We start from the raw sequence: 25,347 nt of genomic DNA, 5'->3' as shown, positions 1-25,347 counted from the left end.
GAGCGTCGGCTCCTTAAGCGTGGGCGTTAAAGTCTGGGGTGAGCGGCTGGTCGGGGCGGTCGCTGACCAGCGGCAGCGCGGTGTGACAGCCGGCGCATTCGGCGGTGACGCGGCCGACGAGCCAGTGGGTGCCGCCGCAGCGCGGGCGGTGATTGGTGCTGGCGCGGTGGTAGACGACGACGTCGCCGCGATCGGCGAGCAGGGCGATGAACTGGGTCATGCCGCGTCCCTCCGCCCGCTGCCCACGGCATCGGTGTTGAATGCGCAGCTGGGACAGGTCGCCGCGAAGTGGTGCTGGATCGAGTTGACGAACGGCGGCTTGCGCCTGCGATTATGGACGCAGCTGGCGAGCGGGATTTCGCCGAACAGCGGGCAGTCGACCTCATCGGCCCCGTAGGCCGCGCGGATCAGCGTTTCCGCCTCAACATAGCTGCCGGCGTAACGGCGGTTGATGATGCGGCTCACGTAGCCGCTGGACTTGCCCAGGCGCTCCGCGACGGCGCGTTGATTGCTACGGTCGCAAGCGATCGCCAGCAGCCGAATATACTCCGGCATCGGCGTCCCCCAAGCTGACGCTGCAGCCTCAAGGTTGGCGGGGTTATGGTTAGCAGGCATGGTTAACCCTCCGGGTCAAAAAAAGGGGCGGTGCGGCGCGGTGAGATGTCGATCGCGCGGCCGGTGTTCTGATCGATGACGTGGCGCCAGCGCCCGTCCGGACCCGTCCCGTGGGCAACGCGCGGCGGCAGCGGGCCGGGCGCTCCGACGAGAGCGTAGATCGACCACTCGCGCGTGCGGCTGTTGCCGCGCCGCGCACGCTCGATTAGGCCGGCGCGCAGCAGGCAATTGACGTAGTCTTCTGCCGAACGTCGGGTCACCTCGGCGGTCATCTGCAACGTCGGAAGGTCGAACCGGCGCAGGATGCGCATCGCGTGCCACATCCGCGCACGGCCCCCGCGCGGGGTTGCGGGCGATCCGTCGAGCCGGATGCGCGGCGGGCCTTCGGCCGCGCCGACATGTTCGGGGCGATGGTCGGGGTTCAGCATGAACTTCTTCGGGCTCCCGTCGATGGCCTGGACGATCCCCGCCTGCGTCCAGATGCGCAGGCGGAACTGGATGGCGTTGGGGTGGGCACGGCAGGCCATGTGGAGCTCGCGCACGGAGGCCGGCGCACTGGCGGCGACGAGCGCGCGCCAGAGCGGTTCGGTCACGGCACGCTGAGGTTCGACCTGAAGGGCGTAGCCAGGCATGATCAGGCCACCAAGCGGCGGGTCGGCACGTCGCCGGTGACGATGGCGCGTCCGCCCCACCAATCGCGATCGACGGCGCCGATGCCTTCCTCCAGCGCCTCGCGCTCAACCGCCTTGAGGTTGTTGACGATCCGTCGCGTGACCCCGTGGCAGCGATCGACGATCAGTTCGACCAGATCGTCCGCCACCTGAACGGCGGTGCAATAATGGTCGCGCAGCTTCGTCCCGTCCTCGACGCTGGCTGGCTGGGCCTGCGTGAACTCGACGATTCGATTGTGGAACTGCTCCCAGGCGCGCAGCTTGCTGGGCAGGCTCTCCATGCCGATCATCATGATGCCGACGCGGGTCGCGTCGTGGATGTCGCGGATCAGGTCGACGGCCTGGCGCTTCACCAGATAGTCCATCTCGTCGATGATCAGCGGGGACGGGTTGGCAATGAGGTGATCGACGATCTGCTGGAACAGGCCCGGTGCTGTGCGCTCAAGCCGGGCGATGCCCAGCTCCTTGGCGATCGCTTCGAGGATCGAACGCTGGGTCCAGACGCTCTTCGCCTCGACATAGACGGCGCGGGTGCGCACGGCGGTGAAGGCGGCGGCGACCGACTTGCCGTAGCCGGACGGGCCGAACAGGACCGACAGGCGCGGGCTGTTGTCACCGGCGTTGTGGCATCGCGCCATGGTCCGCAGCGCCAGCGACATGTTGGTCAGCTGGGCGCCGAGCGCCGGTGCGCGGGGTGGCTGGACTGATGTAAGGGTCATTTGCGCTCCTGTTGCAGCGGGGTTGAAAAGGGGGTGGCAGGCGCGCCGAACTCGGCCTGCAGGATCTTTTCCACCTGGTAGGTGGTCGATTGGGCAAAGAGCTGGGCGCGGCGCAGCGCGGCAGGATCGACGGCCTCGCCAGCGGCGTGCGCGCGGATCACTGCATCGGCCTCGGCAACCTTCTGCGCGTCCGTCTTGGTCGGCGGTGCAAGCTTGGGCTCGGTAGCCGCCATTACGGCGTCGAGCTGGGCCTGGCTGGGCAGGTGCGGGTCGGGACGCGCCGTCATGCTTTGCATTGCCGGGGTTGCCGACGGGCGCGACGGCATTGGCAGATGGACAAGCTTGCCCGCGCGTTCGGCCTCCTGGCGGAGCAGGCGGTCGCGGGCGACTTCGGGCGAGAACCGCTTGCGACGTTCCTTGAACTCGGCCTTCTGCTCGGCGAGGAACCGAGCCATGTCGGCGCGCGCGGCCATGGCAAAGGCTTGTTCGGACAGGCCCGCCCGTTCCCAATTGACTGCGGTGTCGATGTAGTTGCCGTCGACGTCGAAAACGAAGATCGCGCCCAGGTCATCCTCGTCACGGCGAAGCTGGACCGGACGGCCCATCCACGACACGAGTGCGTCGGACCAGTAGCGCCCGCTGCGCCAGCGGATGCCGCGCTTGCCAACGACGGCCTGGCCGACATAGGCGCTGAGTGCGAGCTTGAGCACGGCCTCGGCCGGGGCGGCGATCGCAGGCACTGGCGACGATTGCCAGCGCTCCATCGGCGTCATGCCGATCGTCGAGTGCCGGCGCAGGTGGTATTTGCCGTCGATCCAGGCGTCGATGATGTCCTGAAGCTGCTGGGCGGTCAGCGTGGGGACGACGACGGCGCGGCCGGTGCGCTTCTTCGCGGCCGAGCGAAGCGCCTGGGCTTGAGCGACATTGTGGCCCGCGAAGCCGTCGAGCATCGCCGCGCGGTCATGGTTGAACGTCTTGAACAGCCGCTCGACATAGGGCTTGTCTTCCGGGTGGCCGGGCAAGCAGGGATCAAGCTCGATCCCGAGCGTTTCGAGCGCGGTGCGGATCGAGGCGTTGATGAAGCCTGAGCCGTTGTCGACCTTCAGCCGGGCCGGCATGACGCCCCAGGCGCGGATCGTGTCGACCAGGATGCGGCGAACCGACTGGGCGCTTTCGCTGTCGACCACCTGGTAGCGCGCCCGGCGCGACCAGCGGTCGATGATGCCAAGGATCGATTTGCGGCCTTCGACGCACAGGACGTCGGCCTTGGTGGTGTCGATTTCCCACACTTCGTGGGCGTAGGTGACGGTCGCGTCCATGCGGCCGAGCGCGGGGCGCATTGCGCTCTTGAACCGGTCGGGGTCGCGCTGGGCGGCGAAGAACACGCGGTTTTCCCGCTCGGCGCGGCGGATGAAGCGCTGGATGGTGCGCAGCGTCGGCAGGGTGACGGGTTGGGCGTCATTTGCCGCCGCAAGGCCGGGAGTGGCATCGCCGCCATACATCGCCTGCAGCAGCTCAAGCACTTCGGTGGCGGGGCGACGGCGCTCCTCAAGCAGCACCAGGATCGCGTCGGCGATGGCGGGATGTCGATCGAAGAAACAGGTGCCGTCGGGGCGACCGCGCCGCGTTCCCGACGGGCGAGCCTGCGACAGGAAGCGCGACATGTAATCGGCGCGTGCCTCGTCCGGCAGGTCGGCGACGCAATAGAGCCGTCCGCCGCCGGGGCCGGAGCGGTCGCGATGGGGCCAGTTGTCCTGGATGGCGCGATAGGTGACGCCGCGCTTCGTCCAGGGCAGGCCCGCCAGGCGCATGTCGGCGATCTGGGCGGCGGTCAGCCACCGGTTCTCAAACGGGCGCGGCGTTGCCACCGGTTCGCCGGTCGCCGCCAGCCTGGCTGTGTTCCCCCCCGACGCGATCATGCAAGCAGCGCCCAGATGATCAGGATGGCTAGGCAAAGCGCGACAGCGGCCAGCGCTCCGACGGCGATCAGGCAGCCAGCGATCATGTCGAGCTCGTCGGACGGAGGGTCGCCAATCATGACCACAGGCCCTGGCTGAAGATGGCGAGCGCCAGGCCGATCAGCCCCGGGACGACCCGGTTGCTCATGACCCATTCAAGACGGCGGGCGTGCTCGCGCCACCCGACAATCCGTGCGTCTCTCGACGATACAGATTGAGAACATGACTCGGCCGAATTGCCGTGATAGGCGCTCATGCTGCGGCTCCCTCAAGGTGGGTCGGGCGGCGCATCCACTTGCGTTTGCCGTTAGGTTCGTAGCGGGAGGGCCAGATTTCGTGGGGCGGCGTGCCAATGCACTCAGCGATGATCCGCTCACTGCGGGCGGATACCCTTGCGCCCATCGACGCCGTCAGAACCGGCGGCTTCATGCCGTTCAGTCGCGCCAGGGCCGAAAGCGTCATCCCTCGCTTTCGGATAGCAGCTTTGATGTCTTCGGGGTGCCAATCGCTGATCATTATATGCCGACCTCGGGTTTGTGGCCGGAATAGTAAGTATCAACGTATAATTTTACGTCAATAGGCTTTGTGAGGCTCGCTTGAAGGATCGTGCGTCATTCGGGTTGTCGGAGACGGTTCGCGCGCTGCTCAATGCGCGCGTGAAAGAGTTCGGCACTCAACAGTCCGTGGCTGATGCGGCGGGGATTTCGAAAGCCACCCTTCAGAAGATCCTCGCTGGCGACAGCGAGCCGTCGTTTTCGAGGCTGGTGAGCCTGGCCGATGTCCTTGACATCTCGCTCGATGAAATTGCGCATGGCCGACCCAGCAGATCGATCGACGGGGCTGCGCCCGAAATCGTGTCAATTCCGATGGACGACGTATTCGCCTCTGCCGGACCGGGCGCGCTGGCCCTCGAAGAGGGTAAAACTGCCGAGTTTATTGGCTTCCCCAAGCCGTGGCTGTCACGGGTATTCGGCAATCACGATCAGTTGCGCCTCATCGGCATCAAAGGCGACAGTATGGAGCCGACGCTTAGCGACGGTGACTTGGCGATGATTGACCTGGGGCGGCGCGAGCCGTCGGACGGCGTCTATGCGCTGGTAATGGACGGCATGTTGCTGGTGAAACGGCTCGCGCCGGCTGGTTCAGGGATCGTGCGCGTCATCAGCGACAACAAATTGACCGGCGTGCAGCGCGACATTGACGTCGAGGCGGAGGCGGATAGCTTCCGGGTGGTCGGCCGGGTGGTCTGGGCAGGCGGGAAGCTGTGACGATGCCCCGCGATTTGACGGAGGCAGAAGCCCGCCACGTCGAGACGCTGATCGAAATCTATGAGTTTACGGTCGCGGACGTGGCGGCCATCGTCCTGGCATATCGCGACCCGGCGCGGTCGATCGGAACGATCGAGCATGTGGTCAACAGGCTATACAATGGCGCTCATGCGCAGGAACGCATAGGTCGGCAGTCTAGCGCGTTCCCGATGATCATGTTCGGAATAACGACCTATCCACCATATCAGTGTCACGAACCGACCTGCCTCGCGCTCGACGGGCTCGTGGTCGAAGTCCATGACCCGCTTTGGGATTATGCGTTTCCGCCGAACGGCCCCGATTGCCTGTGCCGTCCAGAGCAGGTCACGCATCGCCGGCTAAAGCGGCTGGGCCTCCGCCTAAGTTTTCCGTCGAACGTGCCTCGACCGACCTTGGGCTACGATCGAGCCTGGGCGGCCTTTTCAGACCGGACAGAGCCGCCGGGCTTTGTCGATATGACCCGAGTGGAAGTGCGCCTTTGATCCAGCACCGCTACGTCACTCCGACCCGGAAGGGTCGCTGGTTTGCCACCATCGAGCAGGCGATGGACGCCGCGGTGCGCGCGCGAGCTGGCTGGCGCGACCCGTTGAACGGGCGCTTCTATGCGGACGTGTTCACCAGCTTCGAGCGCCGCGAGCTGGTCGACGTTGCAACAGTTGTGGCTAGCGCTGGAACCAACGCAGCCCCTCGTCGCTGTCATCGACGATCGTGAACGGTGCAACGGTGATGCAGCGTTCCGGCATCGTTGGCAAAGAGGCAACCGCGTCTGCGCGACCGAGGCGGCGATCGGCGGCTTGCCATCGCTCCTGGGCGATGCGGCGGCGGGCCTCCTCCATCGACACGTTGTCGCGCATCGCACGTTCGAAGGCGGCGCGGCAGCGGCGCAGGCGCTCCGCTTCGGCCTGGTCGTGAGGCGGGCGGCTCACGAAACAAGTCGCGCCGGCTCCGCACCAGCGCCCATTGGGCGATGCAGATCGGCTGCACGGCCGCTTGCAACGCCGTTCAAATAATCTTTCCAGTCGGTCGCCTTGTCGATCTTGCCCGGATCTCGCCCCGCTATCGTCTGCAGCTGAAACTTAGCGGTGACATGCTGGATCAGCGCATCATCCCGATCGGCGGGTGGCGCCATGGCCTCGATCTTGCGCGTGACGGTCTGGACCCAGCCTTCGCAGAAAATGTCGGCGCGCGCCGTTTTGCGGCCAGGGCGAACGCGCCGCAGCTTCGTTTCGATATACTCGGATCGAGCGCGCTTCAGCTGCCGGTGCAGAACGGTGAACGCATAGGCCGCCAGCTCTGCCGAAGGCGAGCGGCCGACGAAACGATACTGCTTCCCGTCCAGGAACGCTTCGCAAGGGATGGCGCGCGTGACGGCCCATAGCAAGTTGGCCTCCCAGGCCGGCGGGCGCTGGCACCGGTTGCCGCAGGCCGTCGCCTCATCAAAGGCGACGTCAGCCTTGTCGATGCCATGCTCGCGCATCAGCGCCTGGGCTTTCGCTAGAGCGGCGGCGGCCTCGTGCTCGTTGGAGCTTCGACTGAGCGCCAGGCATTTACGGATCCGTTCGATCAGGAGCCGGCGGCGATCGTCGTCCTTGGCCATAACAATCTCCCGTTCAAAGCAGGCTGGGCTGCGCCTGGTCCGTTGCGGCCACGCCGCGTGCCTGCATTTCCAGTCTGAGGTAGGCGCGCGCCCAGTCGGGGCGGATGCCAAGGCGCCGGGCCTCGGCATCTGGATCGACGCGGTTCAAGTGCCGGCAGCCGCGCAGCTCGATCAGATAGGTGGTCAGCGAGCGAACCATGTCACTGGTCGGCGAGCGCCTGGCGGGTCAGCAGGAAGCTGAACATGCGGGGCTGGCCGTTCACCGGCTTGATGACCTCGATCCCGGGCCGGTCAAAGCCGGGGAACTCGGTTGCCAGACCCGCCTGGGCGGCACTGCGCAGGCCCATCGCGATGCGATAGCCCTTGCCGGGCTTGCCTTTCGCCACGAACCCGCCGGTCGGGTCGAGCACGACCGCAAGGCGGCCGGCGTTGTTGTCGCTGCCCAGCATCAGGCGAACGCTCACGCTCTCAGTGGCGAAACCGGCGCGCCGGGCAAGATCCGCACCGATCTGGATAGCGAGATAGCCGCGCGTGCCCGCGCCATCCTTGCCCATTCCCCGCAAGCTGACGCGCACCCCATCGGCGGGGCAGGTATTGGCGACGGGATCGACCCGCGCGATGGTGTTCCAGGACATGATCGTGATCCTTGCGCTCATGGTCTGGCCGGGCCATCATGGGCCAGTCGGCCGCGTCGTCGGTGACGCCGCCTGAAGAAAGTAGATCGATCCCCAGCCGGGGGGGGGGGTAACCGATAGCGGTTATCGGCCCGGCTCGGGAAAATGCGTGCGGGCGATTTTAAGGCCCGTAGAGCGGGGTCGAGGGCGAAGTGGCCCCCAACTACCCAAAAGCGTTTCGATGTGCCCTGGTGGCCGTGTGCATGATGCACACGGCCTATTTGTCTGGCGCTACGTGTGACGCCGTGCGAGGCTCTGACGGAAGGAGATCGAGATGATTCTAACAGCGAGAAGGGGCAAGGGCGCGACCTGCATTCCGCTTTCGTCAATTGTGAGGGCGGAAAGCCGGGACAATATGTGGCAGGTTACGGACTTGCTTGGTAATACTCATGATGTGGGGCGTACCGACTGGGAGTTGGCATTAGACGCTGCACCGTCAGTCGCCTTCCCTGCAGCGCCCGGAACATACCTGCTTGAAGCTTACGACGACGATGAAGACGGGGTGAAAGTGACCAGCAGAGCAACCGTGCTTGGCTGGGCGCTCGACGAGGAAGGCTCAGTTCGGCCGATAGTGGTCGATCCAGATTTCGATTATCGCCAAGGATGGTGCGTGCTGCAGCCCGATGGGCGTGTTGAAAAGTCAAATGGTGTCCAGTGGGAGACGCTTGCTGATTGGCAGGGGTTTGTTGCCGCTCAGTCTTGACGTGCGAACGAGACCGACAGGCGACCCTCATCATAGTGACGGGCGAGCGGCACCATCCTGGCCGCGATCCAGCACGCGACCGGTTCCCGGCGGCGCAGCGCGCGGATGATCTCCGGCAGCGTCATGTGATCGAACAGCCCGCGATAGGCCGGTGCGCGCCACAGTGCCTCGGCTTCGCGCGCGCGGACCTGGTCGATATCGTCGCAATATAGCAGCGCGGATGCCTGGACCTCGACCTCGTGCCCGAGCAGTTCGCGCCAGCGGCGCACCGGCGGCGCGAACAGCCAGGCCATGATTGGCAGAAGAGCGGCGACCGCCGCGATCGGCGCGAGCTGGTAGAGCACCGCACCGATCGCGGCCGAGGCGAGATAGACGAGCTGGGCAAGCAGCTGCTCGGTGCGCTCGTGCGCCAGGACTGCGCCGGTCGCGGCGGGCTTGCGCCAGTGCATCGTGATCCAGGCCAGACTGTTCGACGCGTTCTTCGAAGGTGTTGCGTCAGACAGCTTGACCAGTGTCAGCAGCGGAAGCCGGCGCCACGGCATCAGACGAACAGCGCCGCCTTGCGCACAGCTGCGCGCGCCGCGACCCAGGCCGCCAGCTCGCTCGACGGGTGGAGGCCGTCGATGACGCCGACGCCGCGCACTGGCGCGCCGGATGCGATGATCGTCGGGATCACAGGAAAGACGGTGCAGGTCACATTGCCCACCCCGCTTACGCCGGTGACAGTCGTCAGAAACGCGTCGGCTTGCCCCGCGTTGATGGCGATCGCCGCGCCGATCGGCACCGGACCGCGCACCACGATTGATCCCGCGTTCACCGTAGTCGCGGCCTGCAAAGTGGTATTGATGGTCGAGAAGTCCGCCCGCCATTTACCCTCGGCCGCCGCGCCGAGTGTCTCGCGCCCATCAAAAAAATGCCCGATGAACTCGAAAGCGTCGACGCCGGAGGGCAGTCCCGCCAGGGCGTTCTGCGTTTGCTGGGTAAATCCGCCCGGCCAGTCATGCGAGGTGACGAATGTCTGTCCCGCCGTCGTCGTGAAACGGCTGACATCTGTGGTCGTATAGGGCGTGAACCCCAGCTGCAGCAGCGGCACCGGCCAGATCGCCTTGGCCAGGTTGTTGCTCACCGTGACGCGGTCGCGCCAGGTGGTGAGTGAGCCGGTGCCGTCGTTCAATCCCATCTGGTTGATGATGCGGGTGAAGGGCAGGTTCGGCAGGGCCGCCATCATCTCACCGCGCCGCGCGAAATGGGTCGCCAGCGTGTTCTGGCGGTTCGCGGCCGACGGCGCCGCCAGCTTGGCATAGGGCACGCGCCGCGCCCCGTCGGCAGTGCTGTCCAGCCAGCGCGCCACCCAGCCACGATTGTTGCGCGCGTCTGCGGTGTTGTTGGCCTCACCGGTGCCGGCGGCGATGCTGTCGCCCAGTACCAGGACGACATCGCGTCCGTCGCCGCCCTGCGCCACCGCCGCATTCGGACCATAAGCATAAAGGTCCGCAGGAGCATTGTTCGGAATGATGCCGCCGGTGAGGAACGCCGCGCGCGACGTGTTGCCCAGCGTCCAGGCATCGCCGTTGGCGGGCACCGGAAAGAAGCTGCCGAGCATGGCCGCCGAGCCGACCACCGCGCGCCAGGCGGTGATGATCTGAAGCCGCCGACGCGGAGTGACCAGAAGGTCGACCGGATCGCTCCACACGCCCGCACCGGGCGCAAGCGTGACGCCGACCTGGCCATTAAAGGTCAGCTGCCGGCGATCGCTACCGACGAGCAGCGCCGCCCCCTCGATCACGATGGGCTGATTGCCATCGACTTCCTGGGTCAGTGCGCCTGCGTTGCCCCGGATCGTCCAGTTGGAAAAGTAGAAGCGATAGGCGTTGACCGGATAGTCGGGCGACCAGGCGCTGCGGATTGAGGCGCCATATTCCTGAGCTGCGCTGGTCGTGTAGATGCCCAGGTGCTGATTGGCCTCCAGCCCTGTCGCAGCAAAGAGCCAGGGCGTGGTGGCTGCGATCGCCGGCACGCCCAGGCGAGCCAGGGCGCGCGCGCTGGCGCCGCCGCCATTTCCGGACGTGCGCATTCAGGCCTCCGCGATCAAGTTGCTGGCGGTCGTGCCCGTGGCGCGCACGAAGCGGGCACGCACCGCGATGTAGCTGCCGTCGCCCAGGTTACGATAGGTGACGTCGGCCGTCGCATCCTTGCCGCGCAGGACAACGTCGCCGCCGGTGCCGACGTAGATGCCCTTCGGGATCGGGCTAAGCTCGACCGCGTCGCTCGGGATGATCAGGTAGGGCGCGGTCGACGGCGCGACCAGGTCGTCGGGCTCGTCGGCGAACTTGTCCATTCGGGCTGATCCTTCAGCTGGGGTGCTTGCTTTCGGCCTTTCGGCCTGCGATGCAGCCAATCGCAGCGACCCGTGCAGCTGCCGGTAACTGACATCGGTTACCCGGCGCTCGTCTCCGCCGATCCTACCGGGTCGGCATGGATCAGAAGAAACCCCGCATCCGGCTGTTCCGCCCCGGCACGTTCACGTCGAACGAAGGTCGGGTCGTGTCGCTGACCGAAGCCGACCTGGCGGCGATCGCCGCCGCCTATGATCCGTCCGCCGACCCCGCGCCGCTGGTGATCGGCCATCCCCGCCTCAACGATCCCGCCTATGGCTGGGTCGGCCGCCTGGCGGTTGAGGATGGCGAGCTGGTCGCCGACGAGCTGGACCGGGTCGAGCCGAGCTTCGCCGAAACCGTCCGCGAAGGCCGCTACGCCAAGGTCAGCGCGCAATTCTACATGCCCGGCGACCCCAACAGCCCCAAGCCCGACACCTGGTATCTGCGCCACATCGGCTTCCTGGGCGCGAAAGCGCCGGGCGTGAAGGGTCTCGGCACCGTCCAGTTCGACGATCAGGCCGACGGCCTGGCCACCCTCGATTTTCCCAACCCACCCGCACCAAAGGAACCTGGAATGTCCGACAAGGATCTGGCGAGCTTCGCCGAGAAGGAAAAGGCTCTGGGCGAGCGCGAAGCCGCGATCGCCGCGCGCGAAAAGGCCGCCCGCGACGCCGAAATCAAGGCGCGCCACGACGCGCATGTCAGCTTCGCCGAGAGCCTGGTCAAGGAAGCGAAGCTCGCCCCGGCCGGCAAGCCGCTGCTGGTCGGCGTGCTCGACGCGCTCGATGCCGACGGCAAGGTGAGCTTTGGCGAGGCGGGCGAGCTGACGCCGGCCGATGCGCTGAAGAAGCTGCTCGACGGTGCGCAGCCGCTGGTCAGCCTGGCCGAGATCGGCAAGCCCGAAAAGGATGCGACGGAAGCGGCGGTCGCCAGCTTTGCCGCGCCGGACGGCTATGACGTCGATCCCAAGCAGGCGGCGCTGTTCGCCAAGGCTCGCGCGATGCAGGCCGAGCATCCCGAGCTGGCGTGGATGGACGCGGTCCGCCGCGCACAAGCCGCCTGATCCCCGCCCCTTCCGCACCCTCTAGGCAAGGTAAAGACCCATGCAATCCACCCCCATTTTCAAGATGACGGTCATCGCGACCGCCGCGATCTCCAACAACCGCTTTCTCGGGATGCTGACCGGCGCGCACTGCGCCGCCAACGCCAAGGCCCAGGGTGTCGCCAACTTCGATGCGGCCGCCGGTGAGGCGGTCGCGGTGACCGTGCTCGGCACCGAAAAGGTCGAGAGCGGCGCGGCGGTGAATGCCGGCGTCGCGGTGAAATCGGACGCCACCGGCCGCGCGATCGCCCAGGCCGGTGCCGGCGAAATCACCGGCTATGCGGTCACGCCGGCCACCGCCGCCGGGCAGCTCATTGAGGTGCTGCTCGCCGCGCCCTGATCGCTGAACCGCGGTCTTTCCAGCCCGGGGAGGCGGCCTGATCCCAAGCAGGCGGCGCAACGGCCTCCCACCCCTTTCTTTTCGTCATGAAGGATGAAGTCCAATGGCCACCGGCGATCAAATGAACCTGGCGCAAGTCCGCGTCGTCGACCCGATCCTGTCCACCCATGCGCGCGGTTACATGAACGCCGACATGGTCGGATCGGCGCTGTTCCCCACCGTTGAAATGCCGACGCGCGGTGCCAAGCGCATCGAGTTCGGCCGCGACGCGTTCCGCCGCCGCCGCACCCGCCGCGCCCCCGGCACGCCGATCGCGCAGATGACCGTCGGCTACGAAGGCAAGCCGGTCCTGCTGCATCAGGAAGCGCTGCAGGCGATCACGCCGACCGAGTATCAGGAAGAAGCGCGCGCGGTGCCGAATATCGACCTGCAGCGCGAAAGCGTTGACGTGGTGCTGGCGGTGATCGCGCTGGAAAAGGAAATCCAGCAGGCCGAAGTCGCGCGCAACGCGGCGAGCTATGCCGCGACCAACAAGGTCGCACTGGCCGGCGATTTCAAGTGGTCGGACCCGGACAGCGACCCGAAGACGCAGGTGTTCGACGCCAAGGAAGTGATCCGCAAGCGGATCGGCCGTCGCCCGAACACGCTGCTGGTCGCAGGTGGCGTCGGGTCGGCGCTGGGCAAGCACCCGAAGATCCTGGACCATTTCAAGCACACCAATTCGTCGGCGATTAGCCTGGCGATGCTGGCCAGCTATTTCGACATCGCCAATGTCGTGTCGGGCGATGCGATCTATGACACTGACGACGCGACCAGCGTTGATGTCTGGGGCGGCGACGCGATCCTGGCCTATGTGCCGGCCGCCGGCCAGCGCAACATGCGCCTGCCCAGCTATGGCTACACCTATCAGCTTCGCGGTCACCCGGCGGTCGGCGCGATCGACTGGGACAAGGACCTGCTGTCCTGGACCAACAACGTGATCGACGAATTCTCGGCCGAGCTGGTCGGCGCGGACGCCGGCTTCCTGTTCCAGGGCGCGATCTGATCGCGACCTGACCCCGACGTCCGCGCCGCCTGATCCAGGCGCGGCGTCCGGGCGGGTGGCGGTGCGTGTCAAGGGCAGTGCCTTACGCCGCCACCCGCCTGGCTTTCTTCAGTCTCGGAGACCTGCAATGCCCCGTTACATTGTCTTGACGTCGATGCCGACCCGCGATGGCCTGCTGCCGCCGGGCGAGCTCGTCGAGCTCGAAGCCGACGAGGCCGATTATCTGTTGAGCGTCAACGCGATCGCGGTCCCGGCCGCGCCCGAAACGCCTGTCGCTGTCGAGCCTGTCCCGCCCCCCGCGCGGGCCACGAAAGCTCCGCGCGCCAAGGCAAAGCCCAAGCCCGAATAATGGGCGATGCAACGCTCCTGAAGCGCCCGGCCGAGGCGATTTCCACGCCGGTGGCGTTTGCCGCCGGCGTCCAGTCGGTCGCGCTGGTCGATGTCGTCCCGCGCGGCCTGGTGACGGGCGGCGCGGCGCTGGATGCGCAGGTGGCGGTCAACCAGGCCGGCGTGCGCCTGGATCTGGCCGGCGGCGCGGATGGCGAGCGGTATCGCGTCGTGCTGCTCGGCACGACCGCCAGCGCGCAGGAGCTGCAGATCGAGGTCGAGGTGCTGGTCATCGACCCCGACTGGATCATGCCGGACGGCGGCGCGCCCTGGCTGAGCATCGACGCCTTTGTCCGCCGCTTCGGCCTGGACGAGGTCGTGCGGATGACCGACGGCCGGGGCGATGGCCGCATCGATCGCGATCTGCTGGTCGCAACCCTGATCGACGCCCAGGCGATCGCCGAGGCCTCGCTGGCCACCAAATACGCGCTGCCGCTGGCGGTCGTGCCGCCGATCGTCCAGACGATCGTCGCCGACCTGGCGCGCGCCCGCCTCTATCCCGGCGGCGCGCCGGAGGGCGTGACCGAACAGGCCAAGGCGGCGATGCGGATGCTGGAGCGCATCCAGTCGGGCGCAATGACCCTGGCGGTCGAGGCGCGGCCCGCCGACGCGATCAGCGAGACGCCGGTCATGATCGCGCCCGGCCGACGCGCCTATCCCGACGGACTGGCCGGTTACTGATGGCTGGCGGGATCAACTTGGAGATCGAGCTCGACGATGCGCTGGAGCTAGGTCTGCGCCGCGCGATCGCAGCGGCCGAGGATCTGACTGAGCCGATGCGGTCGATCGCGGCCATAATGCTTGACGCTACTCAGACGCGGTTCGATCAGGAAGTTGATCCGCTGGGCGTCCCCTGGAAGCGCAGCCAGCGCGCCATCGAGGACGGGGGCAAGACACTCGTTGACCAGCGGCAGCTTTTGGGCGCGATCGTCGATCAGTTTGGTCGCGATTTCGCAGCGGTCGGCGTGCAGAGAGAGGCTGCCTCCAAACGCGACACACCCGTTGGCGACTATGCGCGCATCCACCAGGAGGGCGGCACGATCCGCCCGCGCACCAAGCGCGCGCTGAGCTTCGCCGGCCGCGTCGTCGCCAGCGTCACCATACCTCGCCGCACCTATATCGGCCTTGGGGCAAAAGAGCGCGACGAAATCCCCGTCGTCCTGGTCGGCCATCTCGACCGCGCATTCCGCGGTGGATCGGCGGGTGCGCCATGATCGCGCTGCAGCCGATCGTCGATCGCCTGAAGGCAGCGGGCTTCGCCCAGGTCGAGGGCGTGATCGAGTTTGCCGGCCTGAAGGACCCGCCGCGCATCGTGCCGGCGCTGTATGTCGTGCCGGAGACCGAAAGCGCGAGCGCCAATCGCATGGCCGGCATCGTCGACCAGCGGGTGTCCGCGACCTTCCTGATCGTGCTGGTCCTGGGCGGCCAGGCGCGTGCGGATAGCAAGGTCAGCGCCGAGCTGGAAGCGCAATCGGACCGGGTGCGCGACGCGCTGATCGCGTGGCGACATCCAGATGCCAGCGGCCCGTTCGAATATGCGGGCGGCCGGCTGCTGTCCGTTGACGGTTACCGTCTCGCCTGGGGCGTGCGCCTTACCGCCCCCTATCATCTGAGGAAATGAGCTGATGTCCAAGCGAAATAACCGGGCGGCGGATGTCGTCAGCACCAAGCCTCGGCCGCGCGACGCGCAGGGCCGTGAGCTCGACGAATACGGCCTGCCGCTGATCGGCCCGGCGCGCCAGCGCGCGCTGGCCGAGCTGGGTAAGCCCGATCCGAACACGGACCCCAAGGCGTGGCGCGAAACGGGGCGCGATGTCGTGACCGACACGCCGGCTGCAATCGAACAGGAGACCCCGAGCGATGGTTGACGCAACCAAGGTCGTGCTGGCCAAGAAGGAAGTCACCTATGGCACCGACAGCGTCCCGACCGCTGCCGCCAACGCCATCCTGACCCGCAATTATTCGGCCAAGCCGATCGAGCTCGACCGGGTCGAGCGCAACCTGGACACGCGCATCTATGGCGCGGAGGCGACCGTGCCGGGCGCGAAGCGCCAGACGCTGGCCTATGAGGTCGAGATCGCCGGGTCGGGCGCGGCGGGCACCGCCCCGGCCTGGATGGAGCTGCTGGAAGGCTGTGGCATGACGGCGGCCGTCCTTGCGGCGGGCGAGAGCGCGACCCAAGGCTTTGCCCTGCCGGGCGTCGAGCCGACGTCGCTCACCCATCATCACTACATGTCGGACCAGCGCCGCCGCACGATCGGGTCGGTCGGCACCTTCACCATGGACTTCACCGCCGGGGCCTATCCGTTCATCGGCTTCAACTGGATCGGCCTGCTGCCGGTCGCCACGCCGTTCGACAAATCGGCCCCGGCGGCGGTCAACCTGGCGCGCTGGCGGCAGCCGGTCGAGGTGTCGACCGAGCAGACCGAGATGACGCTGGACGGCTATGTGCCGATCTTTCGCTCATTCAACCTGGACGCCGCCGTCACCACCGCGTTCCGCAACCTGGTCGGCCGACGCTATGTCCGTCGCGGCGGGCACGCGATCAGCGCAACGGCGGTGGTCGAAGCGCCGGACATCGCGGTCAAGGACTATCTCCAGCGGCTGTCGAGCGGCGACCTGGTCACGTTCGATCTGACGCACGGCACCGTCGCGGGCAACATCATCGAGCTGGCGGCCCCGAAGGTCCAGATCACCGACATCACGGAGAGCGAAGAGGACGAAATCCTCATGTGGACGATCCAGATGGCGTTCACCGTCGACGGCGGCTCACCCGACCTCACCATCATTGCGAAGTGACGGCCTGCAGGCCGGCTCCGCGCTGGCCTGCAGCGCCCCTGAAACGAAGGATCAGACGATGTTCAAGGTTATTGCGGATCGGCGCGCCTGGTGGCCGGTGATCTTCGCCGGGGTGAGCGAGGAAGGCGGCGTCGTCGCCAACGAAATCGAGCTGCGCTTTCGCCTGGTCGACGAAGACCAGATGCGCGAGCTGGTCGGCAAGTTCGCCGAGCTGGCCGAGGATGATGCCGGCCTGGCCGCTTACCTGAAGCTGGGCGAGCTGTTTCCCGGCGCGCCGATCAGCCTGTCGACGATGCGCGCGGCGCTGGTGATGCGCATCGCGGACGACTGGCGGAAGGTCGGGGCCGAAAATGGCGAGCCGCTGAAGTTCCTGCCCGAAAACATCCTGGCGCTGGTCAAGGTGCCCAACGCCTTCGACGGCATCGCCCGCGCCTTCATCGCGTGCTGGAAGGCGACGCCGGAGATCCGCGCGGGAAACTGAGCGCCGCTGCGCGCGCCTGGGCAAGCGGGCGTGGCGGACGCCGAGCAAAGGCCGATGACGTGCTGACCCAAGCCGCGACCCTGCCCGACTGGATGACCGAGCGCGCCGCGCGCGAGGTGGTCGAGCTGGCGCCAGACGAAGCCCAGGCATTCGCGCTGTTCGTCGCGCTCGATACGCAATGGCGGCGGCATCCGATGACCGGCACCCGCCTGGGCCTGGACTATGCCGCCATCCCGGTCACCGCCGCCATGCTCGACATCCCGATGTCACCGGCGATGCTGACTGACCTGCGCGCCATGGAAGCCGCCGCGATCGGCGAGATGGCGAAGCGGGAGCGCCGCGCATGACGGACCTGATCGTCGCGGTCCGCCTGAAGGCCGACGGATCGGGCCTGGTCGGCCAGCTCCAGGCATCCAAGGCCGAGCTGGACGGTCTGGCCGGCGCGGAGAAGCGCGCGGCGACCGAGGCCAAAGGGCTATCGACCGCGACCGAGGGCGTGGCAGCCAGCGCCAAGTCGGCCGAGCGCGCGAACGAGGGGCTGCGCCAATCCCAGACGCGCGTGACGGCGGGTGCGGGCGCGCAGCGCGCCGCAGCCCAGCAGCTCGGCTTCCAGCTCCAGGATGTGGCTGTCCAGTATCAGGCGGGCACCGCCGCCGGGGTTATCTTCGCGCAACAGGGCGGGCAAATCATCCAGGCGCTTGGCCTGATGAGCGGCGGTGCCGCCGGCGCGACCGGTCGGTTCGCGGCTTTCGCGCGGTTCATGTCTGGGCCGTGGGGCGCGGCGATCGGCGTCGCGGTGACGCTGGCCGGAGTGTTCGGCCAGAAGCTGTTCGAAGTCGGGGAAGCGGCGAAGGCGGCCGAGCTGGGATCGAGCGGGCTTGCCCAGGCGCAGTCGGTCCTGGGCGATGTGTTCGGGAAGGCGAGCAGCAAGATCGCAGCGCAAAACGAGCTGCTGCGCATCAATGCCCGCCTGACCGCAATCAACCTTCGTGCCGACGCTCTGAAGGAGCGCCAGAATTTCGAGAGCGTCGTTGGCGGCAGGGTTCAAACCTCGCTGAGCGAGCGGGCACTTGGCGCGCTGCAGTATGTAGTTCGTCGGCCGTTCCAGGGACGTGATGCGGCCGTGCGCGCGCTGGATGGCTCGGAAGCGGCGGTGCGCAATGCCCGAAGCCTGCAGGGGCTGTTCGATGGCGTGAACAACGGGTCGATCAGCCGCGAGAGAGCGATCCGGCTCGCCGAGCTCAAAGACTTCACCGGCTTGAACCTCACCAAGGAAGAGGTTCTGAATGCGATTAAGGATGGTGTTTCGGCCGACGCCAAAGACGAGATCGCCAAGCTTACTGACAGCTCGCTCGACAACGGCGCGGTCGATCCGGCGCTGCGCCGCGAAGGGCGCGCGAAAAAGCCCAAGGCAGATCGGTCGGCCGAGCGCGCCGCCAAGGAAGCCGAGCGGCTCGCGGGCTTCGGCGATCGCGCCGCTGACACCATCGCGCGCCTGGGCGATCAGTTCGGCGGGTTGTCGAGCGAGCTGGTCCGCGCCAATGAGGCGAGCCGTGACCTCGACAACCTGATCGCCGAGCTGGAGAAGCGCAAGCCGCCCAACTACCAGCAGCTGGTCGACCAGGCCAAGGCGCTTAAGCCGCTGATCCAGGACAGCCTGGTCCGGCCGTTCCGCGACGCGCTGGTCGAGCAGGAGCGCCAGATCGAGCTGGCGACGCTGGCCGCCCAGGGCCGCGACGCCGAGGCGGCCGATCGCCAGCTGATTTATCAGATCATGCGCGAGATCGGCGTGGAGAGCGAGGACCAGCTCGCGATCGAGCTGGCCAAGCGCGGCGTCACGGCCGACGAGGTGCGCCAGCGGTTCGCGAACCTCGGCGTGATGCGCCAGACGTCGCGCGAGATCGACGTCCAGCGTGAAAAGCAACAAGCCTATCTCGGCCTGATCGACGATGCGCGGGCCGCGACCGAGCAGCTGTTCGCGACGCTGCGCACCGACGGCACCCGCGCGATCGGCGACTATTTCAACAACCTTCTGTCGTCGTTCGACCAGCTGTTCGCCCGCCAGCTCACCGAGAGCCTGTTCGGCGATTTCTTCCGCGACCTGCAGGACCAGGTCACCGGGGCGGACAAGGTCAGTGCAGCGGGCGACCGGATCGCCGACGAGATGGACGATGCCGGCGCGGCCGTTCGCAATTTCGCGACCGTCGTCACCAAGGCGGCCGACCAGATCGCCAGCGGCGGCGCGGCGGCCGATGACGGCGGCGATATCACCGTGGTCGGGCGCAAGCCCGGCGGCGTCGGCAATCCGTTTCTGGCCGGCTTCACCGAGATCACCGACGGGCTGGGCAAGAGCCTGAAGAGCACCTTCACGTCAATCTTTGGCGACAAGGGCATTTTCAGCGACGCCACCCAGAAGGCAGTCGGCAAGGCGTTCGGCGGTGCCCAGGTGGGCGCGACGTTCGGCAATGCGCTGACCGATGCGTTCGGGATCAAGGGAAGCAGCACCGGCGGCGCGATCGGCGGTGCGATCGGCCAGGCGGTCGGGTCGAGCGTGGGCAAGGCGCTGGGGTCGGCCGCCGGGCCGATCGGCGCGATTGCAGGCGGCTTGCTCGGCTCCGTCGTTGGCGGGTTGCTCAAATCGAGCAAGCGCGCCAGCGCCACCGTCACCTCGGTCGATGGTCCCGCCACGGTCACCGGCAACAGCGGGTCGCGCGAGCGCGCGGCCAGCGGCCTGGCGACCAACATCCAGGACGGGTTGCGCCAGGTTGCCGAGCAGCTCGGCGGCGGCCTCGGCAATTTCAACGTGTCGATCGGCGTGCGCAACGATGATTTCCGGGTCGATACGACCGGATCGGGCCGGACCAAGGGACCGACCAAGAGCGAGAGCCGCAACGAGCAGCTTGGCCTGTTCAACTTCCGCGACGACGCTCAGGCGGCGGTCAATTTCGCTATTGCCGATGCGATCAAGGATGGCGCGATCACCGGGTTGTCGGCGGCGGTCAGCAAGGCGCTGCAATCGTCGACCGACCTCAACAAGGCGATCAGCGAAGCGCTGAAGGTGCAGGAGGTCGAGATCCTGGCGGGCGGCCCCGGAGCCGCGATCCGCCAGGAGCTGGCCGAGTTCGACCGCACCGCGAAGGAGCGGCTGCGCATCGCGCGCGACTATGGCCTGGACGTGATCGCGATCGAGCGCGTGAACGCCGAGCAGCGCACCAAGCTGGTCGATGACCTGTTGAAGCAACGGGTCAGTGGGCTGAAGGCGTTCCTGGATGACACGCGGTTCGGCAGCTTGGCCGAAGGATCGCTGATCGACCAGCGCACGACGCTGCAGGCGGAAATCGCGCGGGTGCGCGCCGACGCGGAGGCCGGCGTGGACGGCGCGGCCGACCAGCTCGCGGAATTGAGCCGCCGGCTGCTGGAGGTGTCGCGGGATGCGTTCGGGACGGCGGGCGGCGAGTTCGCGGCCGACCGCAGCAACGCGATCAGCACTGCCGAGGCGATCATCAAGGCCGAGAACGACCGCATCCGCGCCGCCCAGGATGCGACCGGCGCGACCAATGCGAAGCTGGACACCGCCAATGCGCTGGCCAACGAGCAGAACGACCTGCTCGCCCAAATTAATGCCGGCATTGCCCAGCTCGGCACCCTCGGCGGTGGCATCGCAGCTGCGCCCGGCGTCGGCCTGCAGGATTATAGCCGCAGTTTCCTAACCCGTGAGGCGCTGCTGTGAGCCGCGTCTACTATCTGCGCGCCTGGCCACGAAATCCGGCGACTGGTGCTGTCGTCCCCGTGCGCCTGGCCGGCGGCGGACGCACTAAGCCCTATCGCCTGGGCGGCCAGGGCTATCGCGCCGGCATCATGAGCGAGCCGAAATTCTCGGCCCAGTTCGGCTATGAGCAGCGCGGCTTTTCCGGCAGCACCAGCCCGGTGTCGGCCGCGATCGGCTTTGCGCCCGCCCGGCCCGAGCAGCTCCACGAGCTCGCGCAATATTACTGGCCGGACGCGGCGATCGAGATCGATGCCGGCGACGAGGCCGGTGCGCTGGCGCGTGTGCTGACCGGGACGATCGCGCGCGACGAAATCCGCGAAGGCCGCCTGATCCTGACCGCCGCCGACCCGTCGGTCCGCCTCAACAAGCCGCTGACCGACCGGTTCTTCGCCGGCACCGGCGGTATCGAGGGGCCGGCGACGATCACCGGCGCGCTGAAGCGCCGGGCGTTCGGCCGCGTGTTCAACGTCGAGGGTCGCGTGCTCGACCCGGCGAACAATATCTATGAGTTCGCCGATCCGGCGCGTCCGCTGCAGGGCTTTGCCGCCCTGCGTGACAAGGGGCGTGAAGGCCCGATGCAGGTCGTTGCCTGGCAGGGCAGCGCCGATGCGACCTTCGCCACGTTGCAGGGCGTCGTGGTCGAACCGGGTGGCGGTGCGGTCGCCCCGTCGATCGCGTGCGCGAAATGGTGGACCCAGCCGGCGGGGCCGTTGACCGCCGACCTGTTGGGCGAGATCGGCGCGGGCTATGCCGAGGCCGCCGCAGATATCGGCGCGGCAATCCTGGCGAGCGCGGGCGGCCCGGCGCTGGCCGATATCGCCGCCGCACGCCTGCTCCGCCCGGCCGCCGCCGGCATCTACATCGACAGCGACGAGACCGCCGCCCAGGCGCTCGATCGGCTGTTCCTGGGCGTCTCGCTGTTGTGGGTGATCGAGCCGAACAACACCGTGTCGCTGCGTCCCTGGACCTTCGCTCCGGTCGAGACGCTGCGCGGCGAGTATCTGGGCCGGCAACAGACGATCGCGCCGATGAAGGCGCGCCGCCTGGGCTATCGCCGAAATCAGCGCATCCACCAGGATGGCGAAATCTCCGCGATCGTGCCGGCAGGCGAGATCGGCTATGAGGACGGCACGTCGCTGGAGCAGGCGCGCGCCGATCTGCTGGCCCGGATGGACGAGGTCGAGCAGGAGGTTGCCGACGCGATCACCGAGGTGGCGGCGGCCGCGCAGGCGCTGCTGGAGATTTCGGGGGACGGCAAGCTCGACCCGTTCGAAAAGAAGTCGGTCCTGGTCCCGAACGCTCGCCGCCTGCAGGCGATCTATCTGCTGCTGACTGCCCAGGCGGCGGGGATCAGCGACCCCGATGTCACGACGGCCGTGTCGGCGGCCAACTCGACCCGGAACGACTGGGTCGCGATGCTGGGCGCGATCACGCCGCCTTGGGACGACACGAGCCAGAGCTCCAACATCAACAGGACGTTCTACAACGACGTCCTGGCGGCCTATGAGGCCGCGCTCAACGCGTTGACCCAGGCGCTGCGCCGTTTTGCCCAGACGATCGCCTCGGCGGCGCTGACGCGGGCGGAGCGGATTTCGTCCGATGGCTGGATCACCGCCGGCAAGGAAAAGGCCGAGGTCCTCCAGGACTATAACGAGCTGGTCGACCGGTTGAACGCGCTGGTCATCAAGCATGACAATCTGGGCAACCCGGCCAGCGCGACGCCGGCGCGCCAGGCCGCCGGGGCGGCGGTCTATGTCGATCAGCCGGGCAGCCTGGGCGTGCTGCTGTTCAACCTCAACCCGCCCTTAAGCAGCAGCACGACCGACACGGCCGTTGACCCGATCGTCTATCGCAACCGGTGGCAGGTGGCGCTGGCCCGCGTCGCCGAATTCGAAGTGGCGATGCTGGGCCTGGTGCCGGCGACGGTCCAGAATTCGATCAATCAAATCCTGGTGCTGACCGAGGACGGCAAATGGTCGGCCTATGAAAAGCGCACCATCCTCTATCGTGAGAACGCCACGCTGGAGAGCACCTGGTCGCTGCTCGATGCGAAGGCGGCGGGGATCGTCGGCAGCGCGGGGCTGAACACGGTTCGAAACGCGGCGACGACGGCCCGGAACAACTGGCAGAACTTCATCAGCATCCAGCCGACATGGCCCGATCCCAACGTCGATACCCCGATCAACGTCGCCCAGGGCCGGACGCTCCTGGTCGCCTATGAGGTGGCGTTGAACGACCTGGCGGAGGCGTTGCGGGTCTATACCGACACGCGCGTCGATACCCTGCAGCAGCGGGTCGCGGCGATTGACAGCGACGGGGTGATCAGCTCGGGCGAGAAATGGCTCTACGTCCGCGAATGGCGCGCGCTGAACAACAAATATCAGCGTTACGTCGATCGCTATATCGAGCTGGGCTTTCCGGCCGTGGTGCAACCGATCCAGGCGGCGGCCTATAACGCGCTCGGCCCCGACAGCGGCGCGCCCGCCACGTCGTTGGGCGGTCGGCTCGGCGCACTGCCCCCGCCGAGCTGGGACCTGGGCGGCACCGACACGCAGGTGCCCGACCCGGTGGCCCTGCGAACCGCATGGGAGCTGGCGGAGGATGCGGTCGACCGCCTGGGCGCGGCGATGATGGCGCAGCCCAATGCGGACAACACCAGCGCGGTCATCAATGGCGGGTCGGTCAACGGCGCGATCGGCACCGTGGTCAACGCCAACCCCAAGCTGTCGCAGCTCGACGCCAATGGGCGCGGCACGTCGCGGCGCATCAACTCGATGTATACGGTCGGCGGCGCGCAGCAGGTCTATATCCCGACGGTCGGCAATACGCAGGTCGGCGGGACGATCGTTGCCAACGAGCCAGGCTCGCCGATCTGGGCCTATTATGACGGCGGCGGCGGCGGCACGACGATCCAGATCCTGCCCCACAACCTCCTCGATGATGCGGGCACGCTGAGTTTTGGCGGCGGCATCTACTTCGGCTTCGCGTTTCGGACGATCTACTGGATCTATGACGACAGCGGCTACAACAGCGGCAACCCTTCCTATGGGATCACCACGAACGCCAGCTTGCTCAACACGCCCGGCCGACGCCTGGTCGGATCAGTCGTAACGCCGCCCGTGGGGACGCCAGCCGGTGGTGGCGTTTCGGGCGGCGGCGGCGGCGGCGGCGGTATCCGCGAGCGCTATTACGACAATCAGGCGACGGCGATCCCATGATCAGAGGAGCAGACCAATGACCGAAGTTGTTCAGATGACCGCCATGCCGGGCGATAGCGTCACATTGACGCACCTGCCTGATTATCCCGGGCTGCACCCCGCGTGGACGCCAGAGCGGCCCTATTTTGAGCGGGCGTATGAGACCCAGGACGGAGAGGTTATCCGCGTGCGCTATGCCCCGGCCTATCGCGACCCGGGCATGGACGTCAGCATTGCCATTGCGCCGCGCGACATCGCGTTGATGGTCAGCGCATCCTTGGTCGATGAACAAGGCCAGGTTGTGAAGATCAACGGGCGTGGGCTTGTGCGGCCCGCCGAAGGCACCGGGGTTCCGCCGAACGCCAATGTCGAGCTGGAGCCGTTCCTCATTAAAGTGGCCCGCGTTCGTGCCGAGGAGCTGCTGCAGTTCCGCGAGCAGATGGTCAATCTGGCTGTGCTCATCCCGCCGCCGCCGGAGCCTGATCAATGAGCGTCGATGCGGTCACTGCCGCTTATCTCAAGTCCGAGGCGATGTTCGTCACGCGGTCGCCAGGCGCTGCGATCGACTGGGCGGGCAGCGACCGCGTGGGCGAGATCGTGTCGCCGCTCGCGGCCCAGGCGGACGCGCAGGCCGAGGCGGATCGCCAGCTCGCCTTCCTGGCCGCGCCGAGATCGATCGAGCGGATCGAGGTGCCGGGCAACCGCGCCGACCTGCTCGGCCGCGCGGTGACGATCGCGGCCAAGGGCGGCGGCTATGACGCCGGCGTCGCGGTGTTCGTCATCGGGGTCGAGGAGCTGGCCGAGGTGGATCGCACCATCCTCACCGTCCTGCGGCGGCTCGCATGAGCGGGGTGCTGATCGTGCCGCCGGTGCCGATCGCGGCGATCGCCGTCTCGGCGGGCGTGGATGGTGCCAATCTGCTCACCCCCGATCCACGCGAGGTGTGGACGGTCGGCGGTTCCGCGACGGTGGACCTTGACCTGGGCGCGGCGACGGCGATCGACAGCATCTATCTCGGCTATACCGACCTGTCGGCGGCCGCGACCTGGACGATTTCATCGGCAACCGGCATGGGCGTGGGCCTTGTGGTGATCAGCCCGGCCGCGCCGGCCCGCGCGGCCGATGGCGAAGGCTGGCAGCATTGCTTCGTCCGCCTGGCCGCGCCGGTGGTGACCCGATATCTGCGCATCGCGATCGACGCGGCGGGCGCACCGTTCCACGCCGGCGTCGTCGCGACTGGCCTGGCGTTCGAAAAGCATCGCGAGCTGGGCGGCGGGCGCGGCCTGATCGACACGGGCGGGCGCACCGACCTGCCCAGCGGCGGCTTCGGGACCAGCAGCGGGGTTACCAAGGCGAGCTTCAGCTTCAGCTTCGTCGATCTGACCGACGCGGAGACCGCGCGGCTGTGGCGGATCGCCAGGGACTTCGGCACGCGCCGGCCGCTGGTGGTGATCGAGGATGCCGACTTGCCGGCCGAACGAAACGACGCCATCCATTACGGGGTCTTCGCCCGCTTCAGCGACTATGAGCGACGCGAGGCCAACGCCACCCGCTGGCAGCTCAGCCATGTGGAGTGGGTCTGATGCCTCACCGCCAGCGGCTACC

Annotated in this window: 34 protein-coding genes; 19 read left to right on the top strand and 15 right to left on the bottom strand. The window is 67.4% G+C overall.

Features of this window, described 5'->3' with window-relative positions; translation table 11 throughout:
• Window positions 1-13 precede the first annotated feature (13 nt).
• The 8 genes from GO308_RS09875 to GO308_RS09845 all read right to left on the bottom strand — a co-directional run bounded on the left by GO308_RS09875 (window position 14) and on the right by GO308_RS09845 (window position 4,479).
• The gene (locus tag GO308_RS09875; RefSeq protein WP_240885342.1) at window positions 14-220 is read right to left on the bottom strand and encodes a hypothetical protein; all 207 of its coding nucleotides are present in this window, start codon (window positions 218-220) and stop codon (window positions 14-16) included.
• On the bottom strand, window positions 217-555 hold the full coding sequence (locus tag GO308_RS09870; protein ID WP_240885341.1) for a helix-turn-helix transcriptional regulator: 339 nt from the start codon (window positions 553-555) through the stop codon (window positions 217-219). The genes GO308_RS09875 and GO308_RS09870 overlap by 4 nt, the downstream gene beginning before the upstream one ends.
• 62 nt (window positions 556-617) lie before the next feature.
• Window positions 618-1,247 carry a hypothetical protein gene (locus GO308_RS09865; RefSeq protein WP_240885340.1) on the bottom strand — a complete coding sequence of 210 codons (630 nt, stop codon included), beginning with the start codon at window positions 1,245-1,247 and terminating at the stop codon, window positions 618-620.
• Between the two features lie 2 nt (window positions 1,248-1,249).
• Window positions 1,250-2,005: an ATP-binding protein gene (locus GO308_RS09860; protein WP_066673006.1), complete on the bottom strand. Its 756-nt coding sequence runs from the start codon at window positions 2,003-2,005 to the stop codon at window positions 1,250-1,252.
• Window positions 2,002-3,873 carry a DDE-type integrase/transposase/recombinase gene (locus GO308_RS09855; protein ID WP_240885339.1) on the bottom strand — a complete coding sequence of 624 codons (1,872 nt, stop codon included), beginning with the start codon at window positions 3,871-3,873 and terminating at the stop codon, window positions 2,002-2,004. Before GO308_RS09855 ends, GO308_RS09860 begins: the two co-directional genes overlap by 4 nt.
• 47 nt (window positions 3,874-3,920) lie before the next feature.
• On the bottom strand, window positions 3,921-4,043 hold the full coding sequence (locus tag GO308_RS18610) for a hypothetical protein (RefSeq protein WP_276616518.1): 123 nt from the start codon (window positions 4,041-4,043) through the stop codon (window positions 3,921-3,923).
• On the bottom strand, window positions 4,040-4,219 hold the full coding sequence (locus GO308_RS09850) for a hypothetical protein (RefSeq protein ID WP_240885338.1): 180 nt from the start codon (window positions 4,217-4,219) through the stop codon (window positions 4,040-4,042). Before GO308_RS09850 ends, GO308_RS18610 begins: the two co-directional genes overlap by 4 nt.
• On the bottom strand, window positions 4,216-4,479 hold the full coding sequence (locus GO308_RS09845) for a helix-turn-helix domain-containing protein (protein WP_240885337.1): 264 nt from the start codon (window positions 4,477-4,479) through the stop codon (window positions 4,216-4,218). The genes GO308_RS09850 and GO308_RS09845 overlap by 4 nt, the downstream gene beginning before the upstream one ends.
• An 80-nt stretch (window positions 4,480-4,559) precedes the next feature.
• Between GO308_RS09845 and GO308_RS09840 the strand changes: the two genes are divergently transcribed.
• The gene (locus GO308_RS09840) at window positions 4,560-5,231 is read left to right on the top strand and encodes a S24 family peptidase (protein ID WP_240885336.1); all 672 of its coding nucleotides are present in this window, start codon (window positions 4,560-4,562) and stop codon (window positions 5,229-5,231) included.
• Entirely contained in the window at window positions 5,228-5,752 is a 525-nt protein-coding gene (locus tag GO308_RS09835; protein ID WP_240885335.1) for a phage head morphogenesis protein, read from the top strand. Before GO308_RS09840 ends, GO308_RS09835 begins: the two co-directional genes overlap by 4 nt.
• 180 nt (window positions 5,753-5,932) lie before the next feature.
• Here the strand turns inward: GO308_RS09835 and GO308_RS09830 are convergent, their stop codons facing one another.
• Genes GO308_RS09830 through GO308_RS09815 form a run of 4 tightly spaced genes read right to left on the bottom strand, consistent with a single transcriptional unit; the run spans window position 5,933 to window position 7,502 of the window.
• On the bottom strand, window positions 5,933-6,196 hold the full coding sequence (locus tag GO308_RS09830; protein ID WP_240885334.1) for a hypothetical protein: 264 nt from the start codon (window positions 6,194-6,196) through the stop codon (window positions 5,933-5,935).
• Entirely contained in the window at window positions 6,193-6,867 is a 675-nt protein-coding gene (locus GO308_RS09825) for a DUF2786 domain-containing protein (protein WP_240885333.1), read from the bottom strand. The genes GO308_RS09830 and GO308_RS09825 overlap by 4 nt, the downstream gene beginning before the upstream one ends.
• Window positions 6,868-6,880: 13 nt before the next feature.
• The gene (locus tag GO308_RS09820; protein WP_240885332.1) at window positions 6,881-7,066 is read right to left on the bottom strand and encodes a hypothetical protein; all 186 of its coding nucleotides are present in this window, start codon (window positions 7,064-7,066) and stop codon (window positions 6,881-6,883) included.
• A 1-nt stretch (window position 7,067) separates the two neighbouring features.
• Window positions 7,068-7,502, bottom strand: a complete 435-nt coding sequence (locus GO308_RS09815; protein WP_240885331.1) for a hypothetical protein — start codon at window positions 7,500-7,502, stop codon at window positions 7,068-7,070.
• Between the two features lie 313 nt (window positions 7,503-7,815).
• Here GO308_RS09815 and GO308_RS09810 point away from each other — a divergent pair, with 313 nt between their 5' ends.
• Complete coding sequence (locus GO308_RS09810; protein ID WP_240885330.1) at window positions 7,816-8,244, top strand: hypothetical protein; 429 nt, start codon at window positions 7,816-7,818, stop codon at window positions 8,242-8,244.
• On the opposite strand, the gene GO308_RS09805 is transcribed toward GO308_RS09810, so the two are convergent.
• The 3 genes from GO308_RS09805 to GO308_RS09795 are packed head-to-tail and all read right to left on the bottom strand — an operon-like array spanning window position 8,235 to window position 10,582.
• Complete coding sequence (locus GO308_RS09805) at window positions 8,235-8,786, bottom strand: hypothetical protein (RefSeq protein ID WP_240885329.1); 552 nt, start codon at window positions 8,784-8,786, stop codon at window positions 8,235-8,237. The two genes, GO308_RS09810 and GO308_RS09805, sit on opposite strands and share 10 nt — an antisense overlap.
• On the bottom strand, window positions 8,786-10,318 hold the full coding sequence (locus GO308_RS09800) for a hypothetical protein (protein WP_240885328.1): 1,533 nt from the start codon (window positions 10,316-10,318) through the stop codon (window positions 8,786-8,788). Before GO308_RS09800 ends, GO308_RS09805 begins: the two co-directional genes overlap by 1 nt.
• Window positions 10,319-10,582, bottom strand: a complete 264-nt coding sequence (locus tag GO308_RS09795) for a hypothetical protein (protein ID WP_240885327.1) — start codon at window positions 10,580-10,582, stop codon at window positions 10,319-10,321. It lies immediately after the preceding gene.
• Between the two features lie 137 nt (window positions 10,583-10,719).
• Here GO308_RS09795 and GO308_RS09790 point away from each other — a divergent pair, with 137 nt between their 5' ends.
• The 16 genes from GO308_RS09790 (at window position 10,720) to GO308_RS09715 (ending at window position 25,325) form a co-directional block, all read left to right on the top strand.
• On the top strand, window positions 10,720-11,685 hold the full coding sequence (locus tag GO308_RS09790; RefSeq protein WP_240885326.1) for a hypothetical protein: 966 nt from the start codon (window positions 10,720-10,722) through the stop codon (window positions 11,683-11,685).
• 40 nt (window positions 11,686-11,725) lie between these two features.
• Window positions 11,726-12,064: a DUF2190 family protein gene (locus GO308_RS09785; RefSeq protein ID WP_240885325.1), complete on the top strand. Its 339-nt coding sequence runs from the start codon at window positions 11,726-11,728 to the stop codon at window positions 12,062-12,064.
• 103 nt (window positions 12,065-12,167) lie between these two features.
• Window positions 12,168-13,109, top strand: a complete 942-nt coding sequence (locus GO308_RS09780; protein ID WP_240885324.1) for a hypothetical protein — start codon at window positions 12,168-12,170, stop codon at window positions 13,107-13,109.
• 127 nt (window positions 13,110-13,236) lie between these two features.
• On the top strand, window positions 13,237-13,458 hold the full coding sequence (locus GO308_RS09775; RefSeq protein WP_240885323.1) for a hypothetical protein: 222 nt from the start codon (window positions 13,237-13,239) through the stop codon (window positions 13,456-13,458).
• Entirely contained in the window at window positions 13,458-14,177 is a 720-nt protein-coding gene (locus GO308_RS09770) for a DUF1320 domain-containing protein (RefSeq protein WP_240885322.1), read from the top strand. The genes GO308_RS09775 and GO308_RS09770 overlap by 1 nt, the downstream gene beginning before the upstream one ends.
• Window positions 14,177-14,710 (top strand): phage virion morphogenesis protein, encoded by a 534-nt coding sequence (locus tag GO308_RS09765; protein WP_240885321.1) that lies wholly within the window; start codon window positions 14,177-14,179, stop codon window positions 14,708-14,710. Before GO308_RS09770 ends, GO308_RS09765 begins: the two co-directional genes overlap by 1 nt.
• Window positions 14,707-15,117: a hypothetical protein gene (locus GO308_RS09760; RefSeq protein WP_240885320.1), complete on the top strand. Its 411-nt coding sequence runs from the start codon at window positions 14,707-14,709 to the stop codon at window positions 15,115-15,117. Before GO308_RS09765 ends, GO308_RS09760 begins: the two co-directional genes overlap by 4 nt.
• A 4-nt stretch (window positions 15,118-15,121) precedes the next feature.
• A complete protein-coding gene (locus GO308_RS09755; protein WP_240885319.1) occupies window positions 15,122-15,364 on the top strand; it encodes a hypothetical protein in 243 nt (80 codons plus the stop codon).
• On the top strand, window positions 15,357-16,295 hold the full coding sequence (locus GO308_RS09750; protein WP_240885318.1) for a phage tail tube protein: 939 nt from the start codon (window positions 15,357-15,359) through the stop codon (window positions 16,293-16,295). Before GO308_RS09755 ends, GO308_RS09750 begins: the two co-directional genes overlap by 8 nt.
• Window positions 16,296-16,353: 58 nt before the next feature.
• Window positions 16,354-16,776 carry a histidine kinase gene (locus GO308_RS09745; RefSeq protein WP_240885317.1) on the top strand — a complete coding sequence of 141 codons (423 nt, stop codon included), beginning with the start codon at window positions 16,354-16,356 and terminating at the stop codon, window positions 16,774-16,776.
• A 59-nt stretch (window positions 16,777-16,835) separates the two neighbouring features.
• Window positions 16,836-17,123, top strand: a complete 288-nt coding sequence (locus tag GO308_RS09740; protein ID WP_240885316.1) for a DUF1799 domain-containing protein — start codon at window positions 16,836-16,838, stop codon at window positions 17,121-17,123.
• Window positions 17,120-20,506 (top strand): hypothetical protein, encoded by a 3,387-nt coding sequence (locus GO308_RS09735; protein WP_240885315.1) that lies wholly within the window; start codon window positions 17,120-17,122, stop codon window positions 20,504-20,506. The genes GO308_RS09740 and GO308_RS09735 overlap by 4 nt, the downstream gene beginning before the upstream one ends.
• Window positions 20,503-23,763, top strand: a complete 3,261-nt coding sequence (locus GO308_RS09730; RefSeq protein ID WP_240885314.1) for a hypothetical protein — start codon at window positions 20,503-20,505, stop codon at window positions 23,761-23,763. The genes GO308_RS09735 and GO308_RS09730 overlap by 4 nt, the downstream gene beginning before the upstream one ends.
• Before the next feature lie 16 nt (window positions 23,764-23,779).
• Complete coding sequence (locus tag GO308_RS09725; protein ID WP_066483611.1) at window positions 23,780-24,232, top strand: hypothetical protein; 453 nt, start codon at window positions 23,780-23,782, stop codon at window positions 24,230-24,232.
• A complete protein-coding gene (locus GO308_RS09720) occupies window positions 24,229-24,588 on the top strand; it encodes a hypothetical protein (RefSeq protein WP_240885313.1) in 360 nt (119 codons plus the stop codon). Before GO308_RS09725 ends, GO308_RS09720 begins: the two co-directional genes overlap by 4 nt.
• Window positions 24,585-25,325 (top strand): hypothetical protein, encoded by a 741-nt coding sequence (locus GO308_RS09715; RefSeq protein WP_240885312.1) that lies wholly within the window; start codon window positions 24,585-24,587, stop codon window positions 25,323-25,325. Before GO308_RS09720 ends, GO308_RS09715 begins: the two co-directional genes overlap by 4 nt.
• Window positions 25,326-25,347 lie beyond the last annotated feature (22 nt).

Origin of the sequence: Sphingomonas sp. SFZ2018-12, from assembly GCF_022496715.1 — a bacterium.
GTDB lineage: Bacteria > Pseudomonadota > Alphaproteobacteria > Sphingomonadales > Sphingomonadaceae > Sphingomonas.
The sequence above is the reverse complement of the archived record's forward strand: the minus strand, read 5'-3'. Positions and strand labels throughout refer to the sequence as shown.

Excerpts from the sequence above, each read along its gene's own strand:
- GO308_RS09875 (WP_240885342.1), bottom strand. The coding sequence starts at position 220 with ATGACCCAGTTCATCGCCCTGCTCGCCGATCGCGGCGACGTCGTCGTC.
- GO308_RS09870 (WP_240885341.1), bottom strand. The coding sequence starts at position 555 with ATGCCGGAGTATATTCGGCTGCTGGCGATCGCTTGCGACCGTAGCAAT.
- GO308_RS09865 (WP_240885340.1), bottom strand. The coding sequence starts at position 1,247 with ATGCCTGGCTACGCCCTTCAGGTCGAACCTCAGCGTGCCGTGACCGAA.
- GO308_RS09860 (WP_066673006.1), bottom strand. The coding sequence starts at position 2,005 with ATGACCCTTACATCAGTCCAGCCACCCCGCGCACCGGCGCTCGGCGCC.
- GO308_RS18610 (WP_276616518.1), bottom strand. The coding sequence starts at position 4,043 with ATGATTGGCGACCCTCCGTCCGACGAGCTCGACATGATCGCTGGCTGC.
- GO308_RS09850 (WP_240885338.1), bottom strand. The coding sequence starts at position 4,219 with ATGAGCGCCTATCACGGCAATTCGGCCGAGTCATGTTCTCAATCTGTA.
- GO308_RS09845 (WP_240885337.1), bottom strand. The coding sequence starts at position 4,479 with ATGATCAGCGATTGGCACCCCGAAGACATCAAAGCTGCTATCCGAAAG.
- GO308_RS09825 (WP_240885333.1), bottom strand. The coding sequence starts at position 6,867 with ATGGCCAAGGACGACGATCGCCGCCGGCTCCTGATCGAACGGATCCGT.
- GO308_RS09820 (WP_240885332.1), bottom strand. The coding sequence starts at position 7,066 with ATGGTTCGCTCGCTGACCACCTATCTGATCGAGCTGCGCGGCTGCCGG.
- GO308_RS09815 (WP_240885331.1), bottom strand. The coding sequence starts at position 7,502 with ATGTCCTGGAACACCATCGCGCGGGTCGATCCCGTCGCCAATACCTGC.
- GO308_RS09810 (WP_240885330.1), top strand. The coding sequence starts at position 7,816 with ATGATTCTAACAGCGAGAAGGGGCAAGGGCGCGACCTGCATTCCGCTT.
- GO308_RS09805 (WP_240885329.1), bottom strand. The coding sequence starts at position 8,786 with ATGCCGTGGCGCCGGCTTCCGCTGCTGACACTGGTCAAGCTGTCTGAC.
- GO308_RS09800 (WP_240885328.1), bottom strand. The coding sequence starts at position 10,318 with ATGCGCACGTCCGGAAATGGCGGCGGCGCCAGCGCGCGCGCCCTGGCT.
- GO308_RS09795 (WP_240885327.1), bottom strand. The coding sequence starts at position 10,582 with ATGGACAAGTTCGCCGACGAGCCCGACGACCTGGTCGCGCCGTCGACC.
- GO308_RS09790 (WP_240885326.1), top strand. The coding sequence starts at position 10,720 with ATGGATCAGAAGAAACCCCGCATCCGGCTGTTCCGCCCCGGCACGTTC.
- GO308_RS09785 (WP_240885325.1), top strand. The coding sequence starts at position 11,726 with ATGCAATCCACCCCCATTTTCAAGATGACGGTCATCGCGACCGCCGCG.
- GO308_RS09780 (WP_240885324.1), top strand. The coding sequence starts at position 12,168 with ATGGCCACCGGCGATCAAATGAACCTGGCGCAAGTCCGCGTCGTCGAC.
- GO308_RS09775 (WP_240885323.1), top strand. The coding sequence starts at position 13,237 with ATGCCCCGTTACATTGTCTTGACGTCGATGCCGACCCGCGATGGCCTG.
- GO308_RS09770 (WP_240885322.1), top strand. The coding sequence starts at position 13,458 with ATGGGCGATGCAACGCTCCTGAAGCGCCCGGCCGAGGCGATTTCCACG.
- GO308_RS09765 (WP_240885321.1), top strand. The coding sequence starts at position 14,177 with ATGGCTGGCGGGATCAACTTGGAGATCGAGCTCGACGATGCGCTGGAG.
- GO308_RS09760 (WP_240885320.1), top strand. The coding sequence starts at position 14,707 with ATGATCGCGCTGCAGCCGATCGTCGATCGCCTGAAGGCAGCGGGCTTC.
- GO308_RS09755 (WP_240885319.1), top strand. The coding sequence starts at position 15,122 with ATGTCCAAGCGAAATAACCGGGCGGCGGATGTCGTCAGCACCAAGCCT.
- GO308_RS09750 (WP_240885318.1), top strand. The coding sequence starts at position 15,357 with ATGGTTGACGCAACCAAGGTCGTGCTGGCCAAGAAGGAAGTCACCTAT.
- GO308_RS09745 (WP_240885317.1), top strand. The coding sequence starts at position 16,354 with ATGTTCAAGGTTATTGCGGATCGGCGCGCCTGGTGGCCGGTGATCTTC.
- GO308_RS09735 (WP_240885315.1), top strand. The coding sequence starts at position 17,120 with ATGACGGACCTGATCGTCGCGGTCCGCCTGAAGGCCGACGGATCGGGC.
- GO308_RS09725 (WP_066483611.1), top strand. The coding sequence starts at position 23,780 with ATGACCGAAGTTGTTCAGATGACCGCCATGCCGGGCGATAGCGTCACA.
- GO308_RS09720 (WP_240885313.1), top strand. The coding sequence starts at position 24,229 with ATGAGCGTCGATGCGGTCACTGCCGCTTATCTCAAGTCCGAGGCGATG.
- GO308_RS09715 (WP_240885312.1), top strand. The coding sequence starts at position 24,585 with ATGAGCGGGGTGCTGATCGTGCCGCCGGTGCCGATCGCGGCGATCGCC.